We start from the raw sequence: 18,649 nt of genomic DNA on the forward strand, positions 1-18,649 counted from the left end.
TTCACAAATAATTCACAAAAAGTTAATTCACCTGATTTGTAATGAATCTCAAGCTTTAAAAGATTAATGTAAAGAACATAAGGATTTGAAATTTTAAGTTAGAATTTTGATGAAGTATGTAAACTATCGTCTTAAACTAATCGGCAGGTTAATAAAATTTAAGGAAAACTGGGGGCTATTTTGGATGTTTTGTAATTTTGGCTTTTTCATTAACAGCTGGAGCGTTCTTGAAATATTTTCAGATGATAAAGTTAAGGAACTGAATAATAGAGGAAAAGAGTTGGAAGATAAAACAGAATGAAAATCAGGCGCCCGATACTAAACTAACGAGAGATTGAATTTCGTAGAGAAAAGGTGAAAAATCACGGTATGGATAAACTCCATATGTATTAGTATAATTACCAAATACCTCTAGGGATGGGATTTTAACACAGAAATATAAATCGGTCCAATAACCGTTTTATATTTCTCCAATACAAAAAAACTAACTCCTATTGGAATTAGTTTGAAAATGGTATGTATAATGGTGGGCCTAAATGGACTCGAACCATCGACCTCACGCTTATCAGGCGTGCGCTCTAACCAGCTGAGCTATAGGCCCATATGTTGGAGCGGGTGAAGGGAATCGAACCCTCATCATCAGCTTGGAAGGCTGAGGTTTTACCACTAAACTACACCCGCATATGATTATGGTTTGGAGGCAACACCCGGATTTGAACCGGGGATGGAGGTTTTGCAGACCTCTGCCTTACCACTTGGCTATGCTGCCTTAAAAATGGCTGGGCTAGCAGGATTCGAACCTGCGAGTGACGGAGTCAAAGTCCGGTGCCTTACCGCTTGGCTATAGCCCAATAATATTGCTGTCAAAAAGAATAATGGGGCGATTGATGGGAATCGAACCCACGAGTGTCGGAGCCACAATCCGATGCGTTAACCACTTCGCCACAACCGCCACTATCCTACTGGCAGGGGTAGCAGGAATCGAACCCACATCAAAGGTTTTGGAGACCTTCGTTTTACCATTAAACTATACCCCTATATAAATGGTGGAGGGGGGCAGATTCGAACTGCCGAACCCGAAGGAGCGGATTTACAGTCCGCCGCGTTTAGCCACTTCGCTACCCCTCCACGTCTGATAAGACTTAGGAAATGGTGGCTCAGGACGGAATCGAACCGCCGACACAAGGATTTTCAGTCCTTTGCTCTACCGACTGAGCTACTGAGCCACATATTATTTATTTTTTGTAAAAATGGCGGTCCGGACGGGACTCGAACCCGCGACCTCCTGCGTGACAGGCAGGCATTCTAACCAACTGAACTACCGGACCAGATTGCGGGGGCAGGATTTGAACCTGCGACCTTCGGGTTATGAGCCCGACGAGCTACCGGACTGCTCCACCCCGCGATAGTATTATTAATGTGATTATTCTATGCTCACATCTAGCATTTCATCTCGCAGCTTATTCAATGAAGTACCGCCCCGATTTCAGAAAGATTATCCAAGCAGCAACTCAATCGGTGCGCTGAAGTAATTCCTTCGAAGATTATTCGGTCGTGCTCCACCCCGCGATAGTATTATTAAATAAAATATGGAGGAGGAAAGGGGATTCGAACCCCTGCGCGGTTTGACCCGCCTGTCGGTTTTCAAGACCGATCCCTTCAGCCGGACTTGGGTATTCCTCCGATATGATACAAAATAAGCATATTGGTAGCGGCGGAGGGGATCGAACCCCCGACCTCACGGGTATGAACCGTACGCTCTAGCCAGCTGAGCTACACCGCCAATGTGACTAAATATATATGGTGGAGCCTAGCGGGATCGAACCGCTGACCTCCTGCGTGCAAAGCAGGCGCTCTCCCAGCTGAGCTAAGGCCCCATGTAATAAAAGAAGTGTCCCTGGTCGGGAAGACAGGATTCGAACCTGCGACCCCTTGGTCCCAAACCAAGTGCTCTACCAAGCTGAGCTACTCCCCGTAATATGGCGCGCCCGAGAGGAGTCGAACCCCTAACCTTTTGATCCGTAGTCAAACGCTCTATCCAATTGAGCTACGGGCGCAAAATAATGGAGCGGAAGACGGGATTCGAACCCGCGACCCCCACCTTGGCAAGGTGATGTTCTACCACTGAACTACTTCCGCTTAAAATGGTGCGGGTGAAGGGAGTCGAACCCCCACGCCTTGCGGCGCCAGATCCTAAGTCTGGTGCGTCTGCCAATTCCGCCACACCCGCAATATGAAATTAAAATGGTGAGCCATGAAGGACTCGAACCTTCGACCCTCTGATTAAAAGTCAGATGCTCTACCGACTGAGCTAATGGCTCATACTTTTATGAGACTTCCTAAATTCTGATAAGTACAGTCAGATGTTCCAAAGCTAAACCGCTTTGTCACAGATTGCTATTCGGGTGAAGAGTCTCACTGATGCTGCAATCTGCTCTACCGACTGAGCTAATGGCTCATACCTTAAGAGTAGCAAATAGCTTTTTCAAAAGTTATGGTGGAGGATGACGGGATCGAACCGCCGACCCTCTGCTTGTAAGGCAGATGCTCTCCCAGCTGAGCTAATCCTCCAAAATGGTGACCCCTACGGGATTCGAACCCGTGTTACCGCCGTGAAAGGGCGGTGTCTTAACCGCTTGACCAAGGGGCCATATATAATTACCCAATTAGGGTGCCCGGCAGCGTCCTACTCTCACAAGGGGACAGCCCCTAACTACCATCGGCGCTGAGAAGCTTAACTTCCGTGTTCGGTATGGGAACGGGTGTGACCTTCTCGCTATCGCCACCGGACTATTTGGTTGAAGAAACTTCGTTCCCTCAAAACTAGATAATGCATGAAGAAGCATTTGCCGAGTATTCACCAATGACTTGTCTAGCTTCGGCTCCTAACTTCTCGGCCGTTTCGATCCGTCCCTCCAAATCCCAAAACCAGGATTTGAATGGCCGGCTCTCCAACGTCTCTCGAAGTTGAACAGTCGCCTCCGCTTTTCGTTTTGGTTAAGTCCTCGATCGATTAGTATCAGTCAGCTCCACATGTCGCCACGCTTCCACCTCTGACCTATCAACCTGATCATCTTTCAGGGATCTTACTAGCTTGACGCTATGGGAAATCTCATCTCGAGGGGGGCTTCATGCTTAGATGCTTTCAGCACTTATCCCTTCCGCACATAGCTACCCAGCGATGCCTTTGGCAAGACAACTGGTACACCAGCGGTGCGTCCATCCCGGTCCTCTCGTACTAAGGACAGCTCCTCTCAAATTTCCTGCGCCCACGACGGATAGGGACCGAACTGTCTCACGACGTTCTGAACCCAGCTCGCGTACCGCTTTAATGGGCGAACAGCCCAACCCTTGGGACCGACTACAGCCCCAGGATGCGATGAGCCGACATCGAGGTGCCAAACCTCCCCGTCGATGTGGACTCTTGGGGGAGATAAGCCTGTTATCCCCGGGGTAGCTTTTATCCGTTGAGCGATGGCCCTTCCATGCGGAACCACCGGATCACTAAGCCCGACTTTCGTCCCTGCTCGACTTGTAGGTCTCGCAGTCAAGCTCCCTTGTGCCTTTACACTCTGCGAATGATTTCCAACCATTCTGAGGGAACCTTTGGGCGCCTCCGTTACTTTTTAGGAGGCGACCGCCCCAGTCAAACTGCCCACCTGACACTGTCTCCCGCCCCGATAAGGGGCGCGGGTTAGAATTTCAATACAGCCAGGGTAGTATCCCACCGACGCCTCCACCGAAGCTGGCGCTCCGGCTTCTCAGGCTCCTACCTATCCTGTACAAGCTGTACCAAAATTCAATATCAGGCTACAGTAAAGCTCCACGGGGTCTTTCCGTCCTGTCGCGGGTAACCTGCATCTTCACAGGTACTATAATTTCACCGAGTCTCTCGTTGAGACAGTGCCCAGATCGTTACGCCTTTCGTGCGGGTCGGAACTTACCCGACAAGGAATTTCGCTACCTTAGGACCGTTATAGTTACGGCCGCCGTTTACTGGGGCTTCGATTCAAAGCTTCGCTTGCGCTAACCTCTCCTCTTAACCTTCCAGCACCGGGCAGGCGTCAGCCCCTATACTTCGCCTTGCGGCTTCGCAGAGACCTGTGTTTTTGCTAAACAGTCGCCTGGGCCTATTCACTGCGGCTCATCAGGGCTATTCACCCTAATGAGCACCCCTTCTCCCGAAGTTACGGGGTCATTTTGCCGAGTTCCTTAACGAGAGTTCTCTCGCTCACCTTAGGATTCTCTCCTCGCCTACCTGTGTCGGTTTGCGGTACGGGCACCTTTTCCCTCGCTAGAGGCTTTTCTTGGCAGTGTGGAATCAGGAACTTCGGTACTAAATTTCCCTCGCCGTCACAGCTCAGCCTGTGTGGTAACGGGATTTGCCTCGTTACCGGCCTAACTGCTTGGACGCGCTAATCCAGCAGCGCGCTTACCCTATCCTCCTGCGTCCCCCCATTGCTCAAACGGTAAAGAGGTGGTACAGGAATATCAACCTGTTGTCCATCGCCTACGCTTTTCAGCCTCGGCTTAGGTCCCGACTAACCCTGAGCGGACGAGCCTTCCTCAGGAAACCTTAGGCATTCGGTGGATGGGATTCTCACCCATCTTTCGCTACTCATACCGGCATTCTCACTTCTAAGCGCTCCACGGGTCCTTGCGATCCCGCTTCAACGCCCTTAGAACGCTCTCCTACCACTGACATCGGAAGATGTCAATCCACAGCTTCGGTGATACGTTTAGCCCCGGTACATTTTCGGCGCGGAGTCACTCGACCAGTGAGCTATTACGCACTCTTTAAATGGTGGCTGCTTCTAAGCCAACATCCTGGTTGTCTAAGCAACTCCACATCCTTTTCCACTTAACGTATACTTTGGGACCTTAGCTGGTGGTCTGGGCTGTTTCCCTCTTGACTACGGATCTTATCACTCGCAGTCTGACTCCCATGGATAAGTCTTTGGCATTCGGAGTTTGTCTGAATTCGGTAACCCGATGGGGGCCCCTAGTCCAAACAGTGCTCTACCTCCAAGACTCTTACTACATGAGGCTAGCCCTAAAGCTATTTCGGAGAGAACCAGCTATCTCCAAGTTCGATTGGAATTTCTCCGCTACCCACACCTCATCCCCGCACTTTTCAACGTGCGTGGGTTCGGGCCTCCATCCAGTGTTACCTGGACTTCACCCTGGACATGGGTAGATCACCTGGTTTCGGGTCTACGACCACATACTCATTCGCCCTATTCAGACTCGCTTTCGCTGCGGCTCCGTCTCATCAACTTAACCTCGCATGTAATCGTAACTCGCCGGTTCATTCTACAAAAGGCACGCTATCACCCATTAACGGGCTCTAACTACTTGTAGGCACACGGTTTCAGGATCTCTTTCACTCCCCTTCCGGGGTGCTTTTCACCTTTCCCTCACGGTACTGGTTCACTATCGGTCACTAGGGAGTATTTAGCCTTGGGAGATGGTCCTCCCTGCTTCCGACGGGATTTCTCGTGTCCCGCCGTACTCAGGATCCACTCTGGAGGGAACGAAGTTTCAACTACAGGGCTTTTACCTTCTCTGGCCGGCCTTTCCAGACCTGTTCATTTACCTCGTTCCTTTGTAACTCCGTGTAGAGTGTCCTACAACCCCAAGAGGCAAGCCTCTTGGTTTGGGCTAATCCCGTTTCGCTCGCCGCTACTCAGGGAATCGCGTTTGCTTTCTCTTCCTCCGGGTACTTAGATGTTTCAGTTCCCCGGGTCTGCCTTCTATACCCTATGTATTCAGGTAAAGATCCTATCCCATTACGGATAGGGGGTTTCCCCATTCGGAAATCTCCGGATCAAAGCTTACTTACAGCTCCCCGAAGCATATCGGTGTTAGTACCGTCCTTCATCGGCTCCTAGTGCCAAGGCATTCACCGTGCGCCCTTTCTAACTTAACCTACTTCGGCCGCTGATCGACTGCGGATCTCTGCGTCAGCTCTCTCGCTCCGCTCCTCACGTACTGAAGTACGCTCCGGTGCTCACTCGGTCGCTTCCTTGATCTCCTTGCCGCTCATCGTCCTCATGGTTTGTGCTCTTACTTATTTTCAAAATAAGAGAAAAAAACTAAGATGGCGATCACTCGGTTATTGCTTCTTCATTTACATTATCTAGTTTTCAAAGAACGATATCTTGAGAGATTAGTTCCCTCAAAACTAAACAAAAACAGAAAGCGTCACGTTTCATGTAAATATCCTTAGAAAGGAGGTGATCCAGCCGCACCTTCCGATACGGCTACCTTGTTACGACTTCACCCCAATCATCTGTCCCACCTTAGGCGGCTGGCTCCAAAAGGTTACCCCACCGACTTCGGGTGTTACAAACTCTCGTGGTGTGACGGGCGGTGTGTACAAGGCCCGGGAACGTATTCACCGCGGCATGCTGATCCGCGATTACTAGCGATTCCGGCTTCATGCAGGCGAGTTGCAGCCTGCAATCCGAACTGAGAATGGTTTTATGGGATTCGCTTAACCTCGCGGTCTCGCAGCCCTTTGTACCATCCATTGTAGCACGTGTGTAGCCCAGGTCATAAGGGGCATGATGATTTGACGTCATCCCCACCTTCCTCCGGTTTGTCACCGGCAGTCACCTTAGAGTGCCCAACTGAATGCTGGCAACTAAGATCAAGGGTTGCGCTCGTTGCGGGACTTAACCCAACATCTCACGACACGAGCTGACGACAACCATGCACCACCTGTCATCCTGTCCCCCGAAGGGGAACGCCCTATCTCTAGGGTTGTCAGGAGATGTCAAGACCTGGTAAGGTTCTTCGCGTTGCTTCGAATTAAACCACATGCTCCACCGCTTGTGCGGGCCCCCGTCAATTCCTTTGAGTTTCAGCCTTGCGGCCGTACTCCCCAGGCGGAGTGCTTAATGCGTTTGCTGCAGCACTAAAGGGCGGAAACCCTCTAACACTTAGCACTCATCGTTTACGGCGTGGACTACCAGGGTATCTAATCCTGTTTGCTCCCCACGCTTTCGCGCCTCAGCGTCAGTTACAGACCAAAGAGTCGCCTTCGCCACTGGTGTTCCTCCACATCTCTACGCATTTCACCGCTACACGTGGAATTCCACTCTTCTCTTCTGCACTCAAGTTCCCCAGTTTCCAATGACCCTCCCCGGTTGAGCCGGGGGCTTTCACATCAGACTTAAGGAACCGCCTGCGCGCGCTTTACGCCCAATAATTCCGGACAACGCTTGCCACCTACGTATTACCGCGGCTGCTGGCACGTAGTTAGCCGTGGCTTTCTGGTTAGGTACCGTCAAGGTACCGGCAGTTACTCCGGTACTTGTTCTTCCCTAACAACAGAGTTTTACGATCCGAAAACCTTCATCACTCACGCGGCGTTGCTCCGTCAGACTTTCGTCCATTGCGGAAGATTCCCTACTGCTGCCTCCCGTAGGAGTCTGGGCCGTGTCTCAGTCCCAGTGTGGCCGATCACCCTCTCAGGTCGGCTACGCATCGTTGCCTTGGTGAGCCGTTACCTCACCAACTAGCTAATGCGCCGCGGGCCCATCTGTAAGTGATAGCCGAAACCATCTTTCAGCTTTCCCTCATGTGAGGGAAAGAATTATCCGGTATTAGCCCCGGTTTCCCGGAGTTATCCCAGTCTTACAGGCAGGTTGCCCACGTGTTACTCACCCGTCCGCCGCTGACTTCAGGGAGCAAGCTCCCATCTGTCCGCTCGACTTGCATGTATTAGGCACGCCGCCAGCGTTCGTCCTGAGCCAGGATCAAACTCTCCATATAAGAGTTGATTAAGCTCATAAGTTGTCTTTTCAAAAAAGACTAAAGAATTAACGTTGACGTTTCTGTTTTGTTTAGTTTTCAAAGAACTAATGTGCTAACTTCTTTCGAAGTGACAACGAAATTAATCTTACCATCTTCACTTTAAGAAGTCAACAATCTTTTTTATTTTTTTCTGTTTGATGTTCAAACAGTTTAAAAGCTTATATTTGCCGCCGATTTGTGAATACCTCTAAGCGACAAAAACTATCTTACAATAATATAGACGCCGAAGTCAATACTTTATAAAAAAATTTGCATGAACAATAAATTTCCCTACACTGCGCACATGCAGCTTCTCTTCTTTATAGAATATAGCTTTTAGCCCAATTTTCAATTATGTTCAGCATTTCAGCGCTCAATGGCTTTGAAAGACTCCCTTTATAAATTGACTTCAGCTTAACTATGGAAGCTTCTTCTTCCTGGTCCCTAAGGAGATGGTTCATCTTCGGCACATTATAGCTCTCAGCCCGGCCATTCACTTTTTCAGCAAAAAGATGCACATGATCAGGATTTACTTGAACATCTTTCTTCCCGGTAATTGCAAGAACTGGACATGTAATCGCGGCCAAATCTTCTTTTATATTATATTGAAAATGCTCTCGTGCCCATTTTGCATTAATCTTTGTAAATCCTTTTTTCATCACCGTCTTCTCCGATCCCATCAATTCATCGAAAACCTTCTTTTGTTTGGAGACAGCAGTTTTATGAACGTTTAAAGCACGAAGAAGAACACCATTAACTCCCTTCATCTCATTAACTTCCTCTTCCAGCAGTCTTGCTTGTAATTCAGAAGCCTTTCTGACATTATCCGCGTTACCGGCAAGCAGGATTATTCCCGCAGCATCTGCCTGCCTATTAATAGGAGGAATTAAGGAGCATCCTTCGCTATGACCCAGCAGGAAGATTCTTTCAGGATTGATTTCCGGCAGCTCTCGTGCCGCCTTCACGGCGGCTATCCCATCATTAACTAAATCCCACATTCCTGTTTCATAAAAATCACCGCCGCTTATTCCTGCTCCCCGCTTATCATATCTGAGAACTGCCACCCCAATGGAAGCAAAAAACTCAGCAAGCAACTTATAAGCATTCATCTGCATAACCTTTGCATTGCCATCCCGGTCAACTGGACCTGAGCCATGAAATATAACAACAAGAGGAAATTTCCCTTCTGACTTCTTCGGAAGGCTCACTGTTCCCTTGAGGTTTACATCTGTTTTAAAATCAATCTCACGTTCTTTCATTATCAGCACCCCTATGCAGCGACTTTACATATAAGACGCTTACTAATATATAACGTTCAGTTTTTTATTAAATTTTTTAAGGCAATACTAATTGCAAATCTTATTTGCAATAGAAAGGGGTGAATTCATGCCAAAGAAAGCAGCTGCAGAAGGCAGAGATGATGAGAGCAAAAAAGATACTGCAGAATCATCAAGTGCAAATGAAAAAAGTGAAAATGAGGTCAGCAAGCTGAATCGAATGTTAGCTGCTGTATTGAATTATCTGTCGGATGATGAGGTGGAAGAAATCGATATCGAGTATTTGCTTGCAAATACGGAAGGCCTTCGGGAATGGTGGGACCAATACAGGGAAACTAATAAGAAACAAATCGAGGAAGAAATAAAGAAATCACTTGGCTCATTATCGCTTGAGGAGCTTGAGAGCATCCGCGAACAAATAAAGAGTAAATAGCTCCGCCACATAAAAAAGACTCGTTTGCCTTAAGCATACGAGTCCTTGTTTTTTATTGTTCTACAAGCTCTCCGCCTGTTAATTCAATATGTCCTTCCCCCCAATTGCACATTGCATCCAGGATTGGGCGAAGTGACCATCCATAATCTGTTAATGAATAGACAACCTTAGGAGGAACTTGATCAAAAACAGCACGGTTTACAACGCCATCCGCTTCAAGTTCGCGCAGCTGCTGAGTCAGCATTTTTTGTGTAATCCCAGGCATAAGCCGCTTAAGCTCGCTAGTACGCTTTTCACCTTTAATTAAATGACACATGATTACAACTTTCCACTTCCCGCCAATCACATCTAATGTAGCTTCTACCGGAATATTGTAAGCCAACTTCCTTCCCCCTCTGTTTGGTAGGCACTAAAAAGTACCTACATTACTTTAAAGTGCGTACTATTCATTTCGAATCATGCCATCCATAATAGCATAGGGAAGCATAAAACAAAATGGTGAAATTGACCATAGGTTACTTTTTAGTACCTGCATTACTTTAAAGTACGTACTGTTCACCATGTTTGGCATGCTCCATAATATCTTTCATCAAGACTGTATGGCCAAGGCGCCTGGCTATAATGTCTTTGCTCCATCCCATACTTTAAATATAAGGAGGATTCATTGCCAATGAGTTCTATTGCTATAAATGCACAAAAAGAAAAAGGCGGCACTCCTGCCCTGCTTGCACTCGCAATCAGTGCATTCGGTATTGGCACCACAGAGTTTGTGCCTGTTGGGCTGCTGTCGACCATTTCAGGTGATTTAGGAATTTCCATTACATTAGCAGGTTTATTGATTTCGGGCTATGCCATGGGAGTTGCCATTGGAGCACCTGTACTAACTGCTTTGACAAGTAAAATGAACAGAAAGTTTCTTCTCATGTCATTAATGGTTTTGTTTATCATCGGAAATTCTGTCGCAGCCCTGTCTACCTCTTTTTCCCTTTTGCTGGCTGCACGTTTCATTACAGCATTTTCACACGGAATCTTTTTCTCAATAGGCTCGACCATAGCCGCTGATTTAGTTCCAGAGAACAAACGCGCCAGTGCGATAGCCTTTATGTTCACTGGTTTGACTGTTGCAACCGTGACAGGTGTACCGCTCGGAACGTTTATCGGGCAGACATTTGGCTGGAGAGCCACATTTTTGGGAGTTGCACTGCTTGGGGTAATTGGAATTATCGCCAGTGCCATACTTGTTCCCAAAAACCTTAAGCAAGCACCAGCTTCTAAGTTTAGTGAACAGCTGAAAATTCTAAGCAGCGGAAAACTGCTTTTAGCTTTTAGCATTACCGCATTGGGATACGGCGGAACATTCGTTGCTTTTACCTACCTGACTCCGCTTCTCGAAGATGTAACAGGGTTTAGCCCAAAATGGGTCAGTATCATTCTGCTCGCTTACGGAGTGGCCGTGGCAATAGGCAATGTTCTTGGCGGAAAAGCTTCAGACAGGGATCCATTAAAAGCATTGTTTTGGATGTTCGCTCTGCAAGCCTTTATTCTTGTCCTGCTTACCTTTGCAGCACCTTTTAAAATTCTTGGTCTTGCTGCTATTTTCCTAATGGGCTTATTTGCTTTCATGAATGTGCCCGGCCTTCAAATTCTCGTGGTGAACCTGGCAGAGAAATATGTTCCTTCTGCTGTCAATGTTGCTTCTGCATTAAATATCGCTGCCTTTAACATCGGAATTGCTATCGGCTCATTTGCAGGCGGACTGATCGTCGACTCGATTGGCTTAATTCACACACCGTGGATAGGCGGAGTAATGGTGCTTGGGGCCGTATTTCTGACGGGATGGCTAAAAAAACTTGAGAAACAAAACAAACAAACTAACTAATTAAGGAGTGTCTTATATGAATAATCTATCTTTATCAAGTACTGCAGCACTTGCAAACGGAGTTAAAATGCCCATGGTTGGCCTTGGCGTATTTAAAGTAGAAAAGGAAGAAGAACTAATAACCGCTGTAAAAGCGGCAATTGAAATTGGATATAGAAGCATCGACACAGCATCCATCTATGGCAACGAGGAATGGGTGGGAGAAGCCATCCGCCAGTCTGGCATTAATAGAGAGGAACTCTTTATCACTTCAAAAGTCTGGAATTCCGACCAGGGCTATGAAGCAACACTTAAGGCGTTTAACACCTCATTGGAGAAAATGGGACTTGAATATCTTGACCTTTATTTGATCCATTGGCCTGTTGAGGGGAAATACACAGAAACTTGGAGAGCATTGGAAGACTTATATAAAGAAGGTAAAATCAAAACGATTGGCGTCAGCAACTTTCAGATCCGCCATTTAGAAAATCTATTGAAAACAGCTGAGATCAAACCAATGATTAATCAAATTGAATTGCACCCTAAATTTGCTCAAACTGAACTCCGCGCCTTTGCCGCCAAACATGATATGCACATTGAAGCGTGGGCTCCACTAATGCAGGGCGGATTATTTGAAAATGAGATCCTTAAGGAACTGGCTGAAAAACATGGAAAATCCATTGCACAAATTGTCCTAAGGTGGCACCTGCAAAACAGCATTATTGTCATCCCTAAGTCAACAAAGCCTCATCGCATCAAAGAAAATGCAGATTTATTCGATTTTGAACTATCTCAGCAGGACATGGAATTGATTGATTCTTTAGATGAACATTTACGCGTTGGACCAGATCCTGACAACTTTGATTTCTAAATAAAAGAGGCGAGGAGCAGCAGACTCCTCGTCTTTTCTTATTTGTTTAACGAATTTTCTGCCTTAAAAGCGGCAATGTAATCTCTATTAAAGTACCTTCACCAATCTTGCTTTTATATACGATGCTGCCATGATGCTGCTTAATGATTTTATGGCAAATCATAAGTCCCAGACCAGTCCCTTTTTCTTTTAGTGTATAAAAAGGTTCTCCCAGTCTCGGCAGAAATTCGTCAGGTATTCCGCATCCCTGATCCTGAAAGGAGACAATACATTCCCCTTCATTATTATCCTTGAGGGAAATCTCAATATCCCCTCCTTTTTCCATAGCCTCCATGGCGTTTTTTAAGATATTCAAAAAAACCTGCTTGATTTGATTTTTTTCACATGATATCAAAAAGTCACCATCTGCAAAATTCAGCTTGAACTGGATACCGTTCATATTTGCCTGGGGGGATAATAACTCGACTGTATTCTCTATAATATCCGTTAACTTAGCCGTGTCCATTTGAATGGCCTGCGGTTTTCCAAGCGAAAGCATTTCAGTGGTGATATTTTCAATGCGCTCCAGTTCGCTAAGCAGCAATGCATTAATTTGGCTATTGCCGCTCTTATAAAGCTGCAGAAACCCTTTGATGGTTGTAAGCGGGTTTCTGATTTCATGGGCAACCCCGGCTGCAAGCTCCCCGACAATCGATAGTTTCTCAGACTGCAAAAGAAATTCCTCTGCTTTTTTTCGCTCAGAAATATCTCTGCTAATCATGACAACATGCTCGATAACACCATTTTCACCCTCAACCGGCATACACCGTGACTCAAATTCAATCCAATGGCCTCCTCTGTGTTTTAGGCGGAACTCCATTGCCATACGCTCATTATTTTCGAATATCCTTTGCATGCCTGCCTGAAAATACTCCGCTTCATCTGGATGAATAACAAAATCAACTTCCATATTTTGCAATTCTGCTACTTCATATCCTAATACAAGCTCATGAGACGGAGATAAATAACTTAAACTGCGATCCCTGTCCATAACTGCGATTAGGTCTGATGTATTTTCAGCGATTAGCCGGTATTTAGATTCACTTTCTTCCAGCGTCTTTTCCATCCGCTTTTTTTCTGTGATGATTCGAATCAATCGTTCATAGGATTCAATCAGCAAACTCCCAACAATGACACCAAGCCCCACAAACAGAATATATTGCAGGTGAAAAATCGGGCTGTCCCTAAAAACATTAAAAATTATCGGTACCGTTATAATATAAATGGCACAATACACACCATATAATATGGCCGTTTTTCTAACTGCCTTATGTTGGCGGCAATATTTATGTATGACTGTAAAAGCAATCAAAATAAGCAATAACCCTATTATGGCAGGCAGCCAATTCTCACTGATTGCAAGCCTTGTGACAAGAGCAATAATTGCGGTAATAATCCCTGCCCCTGGCCCTAAATAGGAAAATACCAAAATCAGAATGGCATAACGAATATCATAGGAATAACCCTGCTCGTTAAAAGATAACCCCACAAGAATGACAGAAATAATTCCTGCATAAATGCCGCCCAAAAGATGCAGGTCCTTGAGCGGTTTATGACTGATAAACGAGCGGAGAATTAAAGGCACACTGACCAATAATGAAAAAATAGAGAGATTGACAATGTAGTCTAATAGTATCAAGGAGGCTCCCACCTATTTTGAGAAATTCTTAATATTCTTTCTTTATCATAAACCAGAGATGGTGACCTTTCCACTACTATTTTAGTACCCCCAAAAGGATATTTTAAAAGGCCAATCCTGAAAGGATAGGCCTTTTTCGTTACACTTTCTTCACAAACTCCGACTTAAGCTTCATGGCGCCAAAGCCATCGATCTTACATTCAATATCATGATCCCCATCCACGATGCGAATGTTTTTAACCTTGGTTCCAATCTTAATAACAGAAGAAGTGCCTTTCACTTTAAGATCTTTAATGACTGATACCGTATCTCCATCAGTAAGTACATTTCCATTAGAATCCTTAATCAACTTTTCGTCCTCGAAACTATTGATTTCGGATTCAGCTGTCCACTCATGTGCACATACCGGACATACAAAGAGCATCCCGTCCTCGTACGTATACTCTGAACTGCATTTCGGGCAATTAGGCAAGCTAGACATTTCGTTTTCCTCCATTGTTCAGCATTTTTTTCCTTTTAGCCATGAATACGAATATCATGACAGCCGCTATAATAATGAATGCTATAACAGTATATAAGATATATGTTGAATCTTCATTCACGTCCTGAGGAATAAACCGATTGGCAATGGATCCCGCAGACAAAAAAACGGGTAATATAATCGTAAACCATGTTTTTGTATAAATAGCAGATACGATAAATATGACCGCACAAATTGCCACAATAACATTATTCTGATAGGGTGTTGCAGTAAAAATCGGTTCAAATCCCTGTTTCTGATTCCATAGTAAAATTAAGACCATTGAGCCTGTAACAGCCATGCTGGTTACTAAAAGAAGAACCGCTCCCCACTTGGAATGAAGAAATTTAGGAAGCACTCTGAAAATCAGAAGACCATAAGCTCCGACTGCAATTACTCCTGTGATAACAGCGATCCAAAGTGTACCTTTGGATAATGAGAATTTCCCTTCAATTGCAGGACCAATGCTGATATAAGCACCCAGCAAAAGGACCATCAGCGGCACCAGCCCCGCAATCTGACGGTAATCGGTACTCATTGATTCCCCGATGCTTTTCATATATTGCTTTGGGCTATCCCCGATAATATGAGACACATCTTTCCCATCGGCTTCAGCTTCCATTAAATGCACTTCAAGCTCTTCTGTTATTTCATTTATTTCATCATCGTTTTTTCCTTTTGACATCAGGTAAAAACGAAGCTCTGACAAAAACTGTTCAGACTCCTTTGAGACCATTCTTCATATCCCCCTTTTTATTTAATACATTGTCAACAGATGAACTTACCTGTTCCCAGCGCCCGATAAATAACTCCAGCTCCTGCTCGCCTTTTTCAGTTAATGTGTAATATTTTCGTTTAGGTCCAGCTGTTGACTTTCGCAAAGTAGCACTGATCAGTCCTTCTTTTTGCATACGCAGAAGCAGCGGATAAATAGTGCCTTCGCTCAATGAGTGAAATCCATATGACTCCAATTTCGCCGCCAATTCATACCCATAAATCTCCCCTTCTTTAATTATGGCTAATAAACAACCGTCCAGAATTCCTTTTAACATTTGCGTGGTATCTGACATTGACCTTACTCCCTCCACTACCTTGTATTACAAGATAATAACCTGCAGTTAACTACCTTGCAATACAAGATATACTCTTACTATACCTCTCACTATATTGTAATGCAAGGTATTCTTGTAAAAACCAGGTAATTTTTTACTCTAATCAATCAAACGTTTGATTGAACTATTTTTACTGCCATATCGATTGTTTTTACCCAAAGAGGGAATAATAAGTGAATGTGGACCAGCACCTGATCATCGGCCGCCGTTTTTAAACACATTCTCAATTATAAACTTAAATCTCATATTAGTTGAGATTGATTGAGGCAAAAAAAGGGTATTCAAAATAAGGAAGAGTTATACTGTAATTAAGGAGCTTAAGGCTGCTTTAAAAGTTCCATGCCGTACTGATTTCACCCTAAAAAAAGCGCAATTAAACATCGGAGTCTTATCTTGCCACTTAAAGTTTTCGCCCTTCAGCCGAAAAGGAGCAAATTTTCACAGCTTATCCCTTGACAAAAAATATATCGTATATGATAATTATTACCGAATTAGAATTATTATTAAATAGTTCGCTATTTAATTAATAATCATATCACTCAACCATTTAAGGAGGAATTTTATCATGGCATTAATCGGTTCAGAAGTACTACCATTTGCAGCAAAAGCTTACCATAACGGTGATTTCATCGATGTTACTGAAGAAAACTTCAAAGGAAAGTGGAGCGTAGTATGCTTCTACCCAGCAGACTTCACATTCGTATGTCCTACTGAATTAGAAGATCTTCAAAATGAATATGCAACTTTAAAAGATATGGGAGCAGAAGTTTATTCTGTATCAACTGATACTCACTTCACTCATAAAGCATGGCACGATAACTCAGAAACAATCAACAAGATTGAATACGTTATGATTGGTGACCCTAACCAAAGAATTTCCCGCAACTTCGAAGTTCTGAACGAAGAAGATGGATTGGCTGAACGCGGAACATTCATCATCGATCCAGATGGCATCATCCAAACTGTTGAAATCAACGCTGGCGGAATTGGCCGTGACGCAAGCCAGGTTGTAAGCAAGCTTAAAGCAGCTCAATATGTACGCAACAACCCAGGTGAAGTTTGCCCGGCTAAGTGGAAAGAAGGATCTGAAACACTTAAGCCAAGCCTTGATCTAGTAGGTAAAATCTAAGGAGCACGATAATCATGTTACTTGATGCAGATATAAAAGCACAATTAGCTCAATATCTTCAGATGATGGAGGGCGACATCCTTCTAAAAGTCAGCGCTGGATCAGATAAAGTATCCAGCGACATGCTGGCTTTAGTAGATGAGCTAGCCAATATGTCCTCCCGCATTAAAGTTGAGCGCACTGAATTACAAAGGACGCCAAGCTTTAGTGTAAATCGTCCAGGTGAAGATACTGGCATTACCTTTGCCGGCATTCCTCTTGGACATGAATTTACTTCCTTAGTGCTTGCTCTGCTTCAAGTTAGCGGTAGGGCACCTAAGGTTGACCAGAAAGTCATCGACCAGGTGAAGAAGATTGAGGGCGAATATCGTTTTGAAACTTATGTCAGCTTAAGCTGCCACAACTGCCCTGATGTAGTACAGGCTCTTAACGTCATGAGTGTTCTTAACCCTAATATTTCACACACAATGATCGATGGTGCTGCTTACAAAGAAGAAGTAGATGCTAAAGAAATCATGGCAGTGCCGACAGTTCTTCTAAATGGCGAACCATTCGGCAGCGGCCGTATGTCCCTTGAAGAAATTCTGGCGAAAATGGGAACAGGCCCTGACGCATCAGAGTTTGCAGATAAGGATCCTTATGATGTGCTTGTCATTGGCGGCGGCCCTGCGGGATCAAGCGCGGCAATCTATGCTGCACGCAAAGGCATCCGCACCGGCATCGTTGCTGAACGCTTTGGCGGCCAGGTAATGGATACTTTAGGCATCGAAAACTTTATTAGTGTGAAGCATACAGAAGGCCCTAAACTTGTTGCAAGCCTTGAGGAACATGTGAAAGATTATGGCATCGATGTCATGAATCTGCAGCGTGCAAAGAGACTTGAAAAGAAGGACCTTGTTGAAATTGAACTTGAAAATGGTGCTGTACTGAAAAGTAAATCAGTCATCCTTTCAACTGGTGCACGCTGGAGAAATGTCAACGTGCCAGGTGAAGCAGAGTTCAAAAACAAAGGGGTTGCTTACTGCCCTCACTGTGATGGCCCATTATTTGAAGGCAAAGACGTAGCTGTTATCGGCGGAGGCAACTCCGGTGTTGAAGCAGCCATTGACCTTGCAGGGATTGTTAACCATGTAACGGTTATCGAATTCAATCCTGAATTGAAAGCAGATGCCGTTCTGCAGGAACGTCTGAACAGCCTTCCAAACGTAACGGTTGTCACAAATGCTCAGACAACTGAAATTACCGGAACTGATAAAGTAAACGGTATTTCATACATGGATCGTGAGACAGAAAAACAACACCATGTTGAACTGCAAGGTGTATTCGTCCAAATCGGCCTGGTTCCTAACACAGATTGGTTAGGCGACCAGATCGAGCGTACTCGCTTCGGCGAAATCGTCGTGGACAAGCACGGTGCCACAAACATCCCTGGTGTATTTGCTGCAGGAGACTGTACAGACAGTGCCTACAAGCAAATCATCATCTCCATGGGATCTGGTGCAACGGCAGCTTTGGGTGCGTTTGACTATCTGATCCGTAATTAATTTTTAACCTAAAACCGCTTACTGCCTTTGGCAGGAAGCGGTTTTTTATTGAGCACCATGGAATTTGGTTCAGACTCATTCTTTCTTAGTTCCCCTTCCCCTGTCCGAATGAGCACTGAGTTCGGACTCACCAACTCGGTTTTCTTCTTCTCCTGTCCGAATAAGCACTGAGTTCGGACTCACTAGCACGGTTTTCTTCTTCTCCTGTCCGAATGAGCACTATGTTCGGACTCACTAGCTCGGTTTTCTTCTTCCCCTGTCCGAATAAGCACTGAGTTCGGACTCACCAACTCGGTTTTCTTCTTCTCCTGTCCGAATGAACAACACTAAGTTGAAAAGCACCGCCTATAACAACTTCCACCTTTTCAATCAAATGTTTGATTGAAATAGAAAAAGAGCACAGACATAGCCTGTGCCCTTCCATTCT

General features: G+C 45.2%; 11 protein-coding genes, 20 tRNA genes and 3 rRNA genes. 5 read left to right on the plus strand and 29 right to left on the minus strand.

Annotation, left to right across the window (positions count from 1 at the left end; all coding sequences use genetic code 11):
• Positions 1 to 524: 524 nt before the first annotated feature.
• The 24 genes from MKY20_RS01400 to MKY20_RS01515 form a co-directional block, all read right to left on the minus strand.
• Positions 525 to 601, minus strand: a tRNA-Ile gene (locus tag MKY20_RS01400).
• A 6-nt stretch (positions 602 to 607) separates the two neighbouring features.
• Positions 608 to 681, minus strand: a tRNA-Gly gene (locus tag MKY20_RS01405).
• 14 nt (positions 682 to 695) lie between these two features.
• Positions 696 to 769, minus strand: a tRNA-Cys gene (locus MKY20_RS01410).
• A gap of 7 nt (positions 770 to 776) precedes the next feature.
• Positions 777 to 851, minus strand: a tRNA-Gln gene (locus MKY20_RS01415).
• Positions 852 to 876: 25 nt separating this feature from the next.
• Positions 877 to 952: transfer RNA gene (locus MKY20_RS01420), tRNA-His, on the minus strand.
• Between the two features lie 11 nt (positions 953 to 963).
• Positions 964 to 1,037: transfer RNA gene (locus MKY20_RS01425), tRNA-Trp, on the minus strand.
• 7 nt (positions 1,038 to 1,044) lie between these two features.
• Positions 1,045 to 1,128 (minus strand) — tRNA-Tyr (locus MKY20_RS01430).
• A 22-nt stretch (positions 1,129 to 1,150) separates the two neighbouring features.
• Positions 1,151 to 1,226: transfer RNA gene (locus MKY20_RS01435), tRNA-Phe, on the minus strand.
• Positions 1,227 to 1,251: 25 nt separating this feature from the next.
• A tRNA-Asp gene (locus MKY20_RS01440) sits at positions 1,252 to 1,328 on the minus strand.
• A 3-nt stretch (positions 1,329 to 1,331) separates the two neighbouring features.
• Positions 1,332 to 1,405: transfer RNA gene (locus tag MKY20_RS01445), tRNA-Met, on the minus strand.
• A gap of 185 nt (positions 1,406 to 1,590) precedes the next feature.
• Positions 1,591 to 1,683: transfer RNA gene (locus MKY20_RS01450), tRNA-Ser, on the minus strand.
• A 23-nt stretch (positions 1,684 to 1,706) separates the two neighbouring features.
• Positions 1,707 to 1,783, minus strand: a tRNA-Met gene (locus MKY20_RS01455).
• Positions 1,784 to 1,801: 18 nt separating this feature from the next.
• Positions 1,802 to 1,877, minus strand: a tRNA-Ala gene (locus MKY20_RS01460).
• Positions 1,878 to 1,898: 21 nt separating this feature from the next.
• Positions 1,899 to 1,975 (minus strand) — tRNA-Pro (locus tag MKY20_RS01465).
• A 5-nt stretch (positions 1,976 to 1,980) separates the two neighbouring features.
• A tRNA-Arg gene (locus MKY20_RS01470) sits at positions 1,981 to 2,057 on the minus strand.
• Positions 2,058 to 2,064: 7 nt separating this feature from the next.
• Positions 2,065 to 2,139: transfer RNA gene (locus MKY20_RS01475), tRNA-Gly, on the minus strand.
• A gap of 6 nt (positions 2,140 to 2,145) precedes the next feature.
• Positions 2,146 to 2,230, minus strand: a tRNA-Leu gene (locus MKY20_RS01480).
• 15 nt (positions 2,231 to 2,245) lie between these two features.
• A tRNA-Lys gene (locus MKY20_RS01485) sits at positions 2,246 to 2,321 on the minus strand.
• 174 nt (positions 2,322 to 2,495) lie between these two features.
• A tRNA-Val gene (locus tag MKY20_RS01490) sits at positions 2,496 to 2,571 on the minus strand.
• 4 nt (positions 2,572 to 2,575) lie between these two features.
• Positions 2,576 to 2,650 (minus strand) — tRNA-Glu (locus MKY20_RS01495).
• A gap of 23 nt (positions 2,651 to 2,673) precedes the next feature.
• A 5S ribosomal RNA gene (gene rrf, locus MKY20_RS01500) occupies positions 2,674 to 2,790 on the minus strand.
• A gap of 203 nt (positions 2,791 to 2,993) precedes the next feature.
• Positions 2,994 to 5,929: ribosomal RNA gene (locus MKY20_RS01505) — 23S ribosomal RNA — on the minus strand.
• Positions 5,930 to 6,229: 300 nt separating this feature from the next.
• A 16S ribosomal RNA gene (locus MKY20_RS01510) occupies positions 6,230 to 7,779 on the minus strand.
• Together the 16S, 23S and 5S rRNA genes with 20 tRNA genes alongside form the textbook arrangement of a ribosomal RNA operon.
• Positions 7,780 to 8,120: 341 nt before the next feature.
• On the minus strand, positions 8,121 to 9,059 hold the full coding sequence (locus tag MKY20_RS01515; RefSeq protein WP_009335861.1) for an alpha/beta hydrolase: 939 nt from the start codon (positions 9,057 to 9,059) through the stop codon (positions 8,121 to 8,123).
• A 127-nt stretch (positions 9,060 to 9,186) separates the two neighbouring features.
• On the opposite strand from MKY20_RS01515, the gene MKY20_RS01520 reads away from it, so the two are divergent.
• Complete coding sequence (locus tag MKY20_RS01520; protein ID WP_009335862.1) at positions 9,187 to 9,510, plus strand: hypothetical protein; 324 nt, start codon at positions 9,187 to 9,189, stop codon at positions 9,508 to 9,510.
• A gap of 52 nt (positions 9,511 to 9,562) precedes the next feature.
• On the opposite strand, the gene MKY20_RS01525 is transcribed toward MKY20_RS01520, so the two are convergent.
• Positions 9,563 to 9,892, minus strand: a complete 330-nt coding sequence (locus MKY20_RS01525) for a winged helix-turn-helix transcriptional regulator (protein ID WP_009335863.1) — start codon at positions 9,890 to 9,892, stop codon at positions 9,563 to 9,565.
• 288 nt (positions 9,893 to 10,180) lie between these two features.
• Here MKY20_RS01525 and MKY20_RS01530 point away from each other — a divergent pair, with 288 nt between their 5' ends.
• The gene (locus MKY20_RS01530) at positions 10,181 to 11,389 is read left to right on the plus strand and encodes an MFS transporter (RefSeq protein ID WP_019380062.1); all 1,209 of its coding nucleotides are present in this window, start codon (positions 10,181 to 10,183) and stop codon (positions 11,387 to 11,389) included.
• A 16-nt stretch (positions 11,390 to 11,405) separates the two neighbouring features.
• The gene (locus MKY20_RS01535) at positions 11,406 to 12,239 is read left to right on the plus strand and encodes an aldo/keto reductase (RefSeq protein WP_019380063.1); all 834 of its coding nucleotides are present in this window, start codon (positions 11,406 to 11,408) and stop codon (positions 12,237 to 12,239) included.
• Between the two features lie 46 nt (positions 12,240 to 12,285).
• Here MKY20_RS01535 and MKY20_RS01540 read toward each other — a convergent pair whose 3' ends face one another.
• The 4 genes from MKY20_RS01540 to MKY20_RS01555 all read right to left on the minus strand — a co-directional run bounded on the left by MKY20_RS01540 (position 12,286) and on the right by MKY20_RS01555 (position 15,507).
• Positions 12,286 to 13,917: an ATP-binding protein gene (locus tag MKY20_RS01540; RefSeq protein WP_009335866.1), complete on the minus strand. Its 1,632-nt coding sequence runs from the start codon at positions 13,915 to 13,917 to the stop codon at positions 12,286 to 12,288.
• A gap of 139 nt (positions 13,918 to 14,056) precedes the next feature.
• A complete protein-coding gene (locus tag MKY20_RS01545) occupies positions 14,057 to 14,398 on the minus strand; it encodes a zinc ribbon domain-containing protein YjdM (RefSeq protein ID WP_009335867.1) in 342 nt (113 codons plus the stop codon).
• Positions 14,391 to 15,173 (minus strand): hypothetical protein, encoded by a 783-nt coding sequence (locus tag MKY20_RS01550; RefSeq protein WP_009335868.1) that lies wholly within the window; start codon positions 15,171 to 15,173, stop codon positions 14,391 to 14,393. Before MKY20_RS01550 ends, MKY20_RS01545 begins: the two co-directional genes overlap by 8 nt.
• Positions 15,154 to 15,507 (minus strand): PadR family transcriptional regulator, encoded by a 354-nt coding sequence (locus tag MKY20_RS01555; protein WP_009335869.1) that lies wholly within the window; start codon positions 15,505 to 15,507, stop codon positions 15,154 to 15,156. The genes MKY20_RS01550 and MKY20_RS01555 overlap by 20 nt, the downstream gene beginning before the upstream one ends.
• Positions 15,508 to 16,114: 607 nt before the next feature.
• Here MKY20_RS01555 and ahpC point away from each other — a divergent pair.
• Entirely contained in the window at positions 16,115 to 16,678 is a 564-nt protein-coding gene (gene ahpC, locus MKY20_RS01560; protein ID WP_009335870.1) for an alkyl hydroperoxide reductase subunit C, read from the plus strand.
• A gap of 14 nt (positions 16,679 to 16,692) precedes the next feature.
• Positions 16,693 to 18,222: an alkyl hydroperoxide reductase subunit F gene (ahpF, locus tag MKY20_RS01565; protein WP_251175334.1), complete on the plus strand. Its 1,530-nt coding sequence runs from the start codon at positions 16,693 to 16,695 to the stop codon at positions 18,220 to 18,222.
• The last annotated feature ends 427 nt before the right edge of the window (positions 18,223 to 18,649 follow it).

Source organism: Cytobacillus sp. FSL W8-0315 (genome assembly GCF_038002905.1).
Classification (GTDB): domain Bacteria; phylum Bacillota; class Bacilli; order Bacillales; family Cytobacillaceae; genus Cytobacillus; species Cytobacillus pseudoceanisediminis.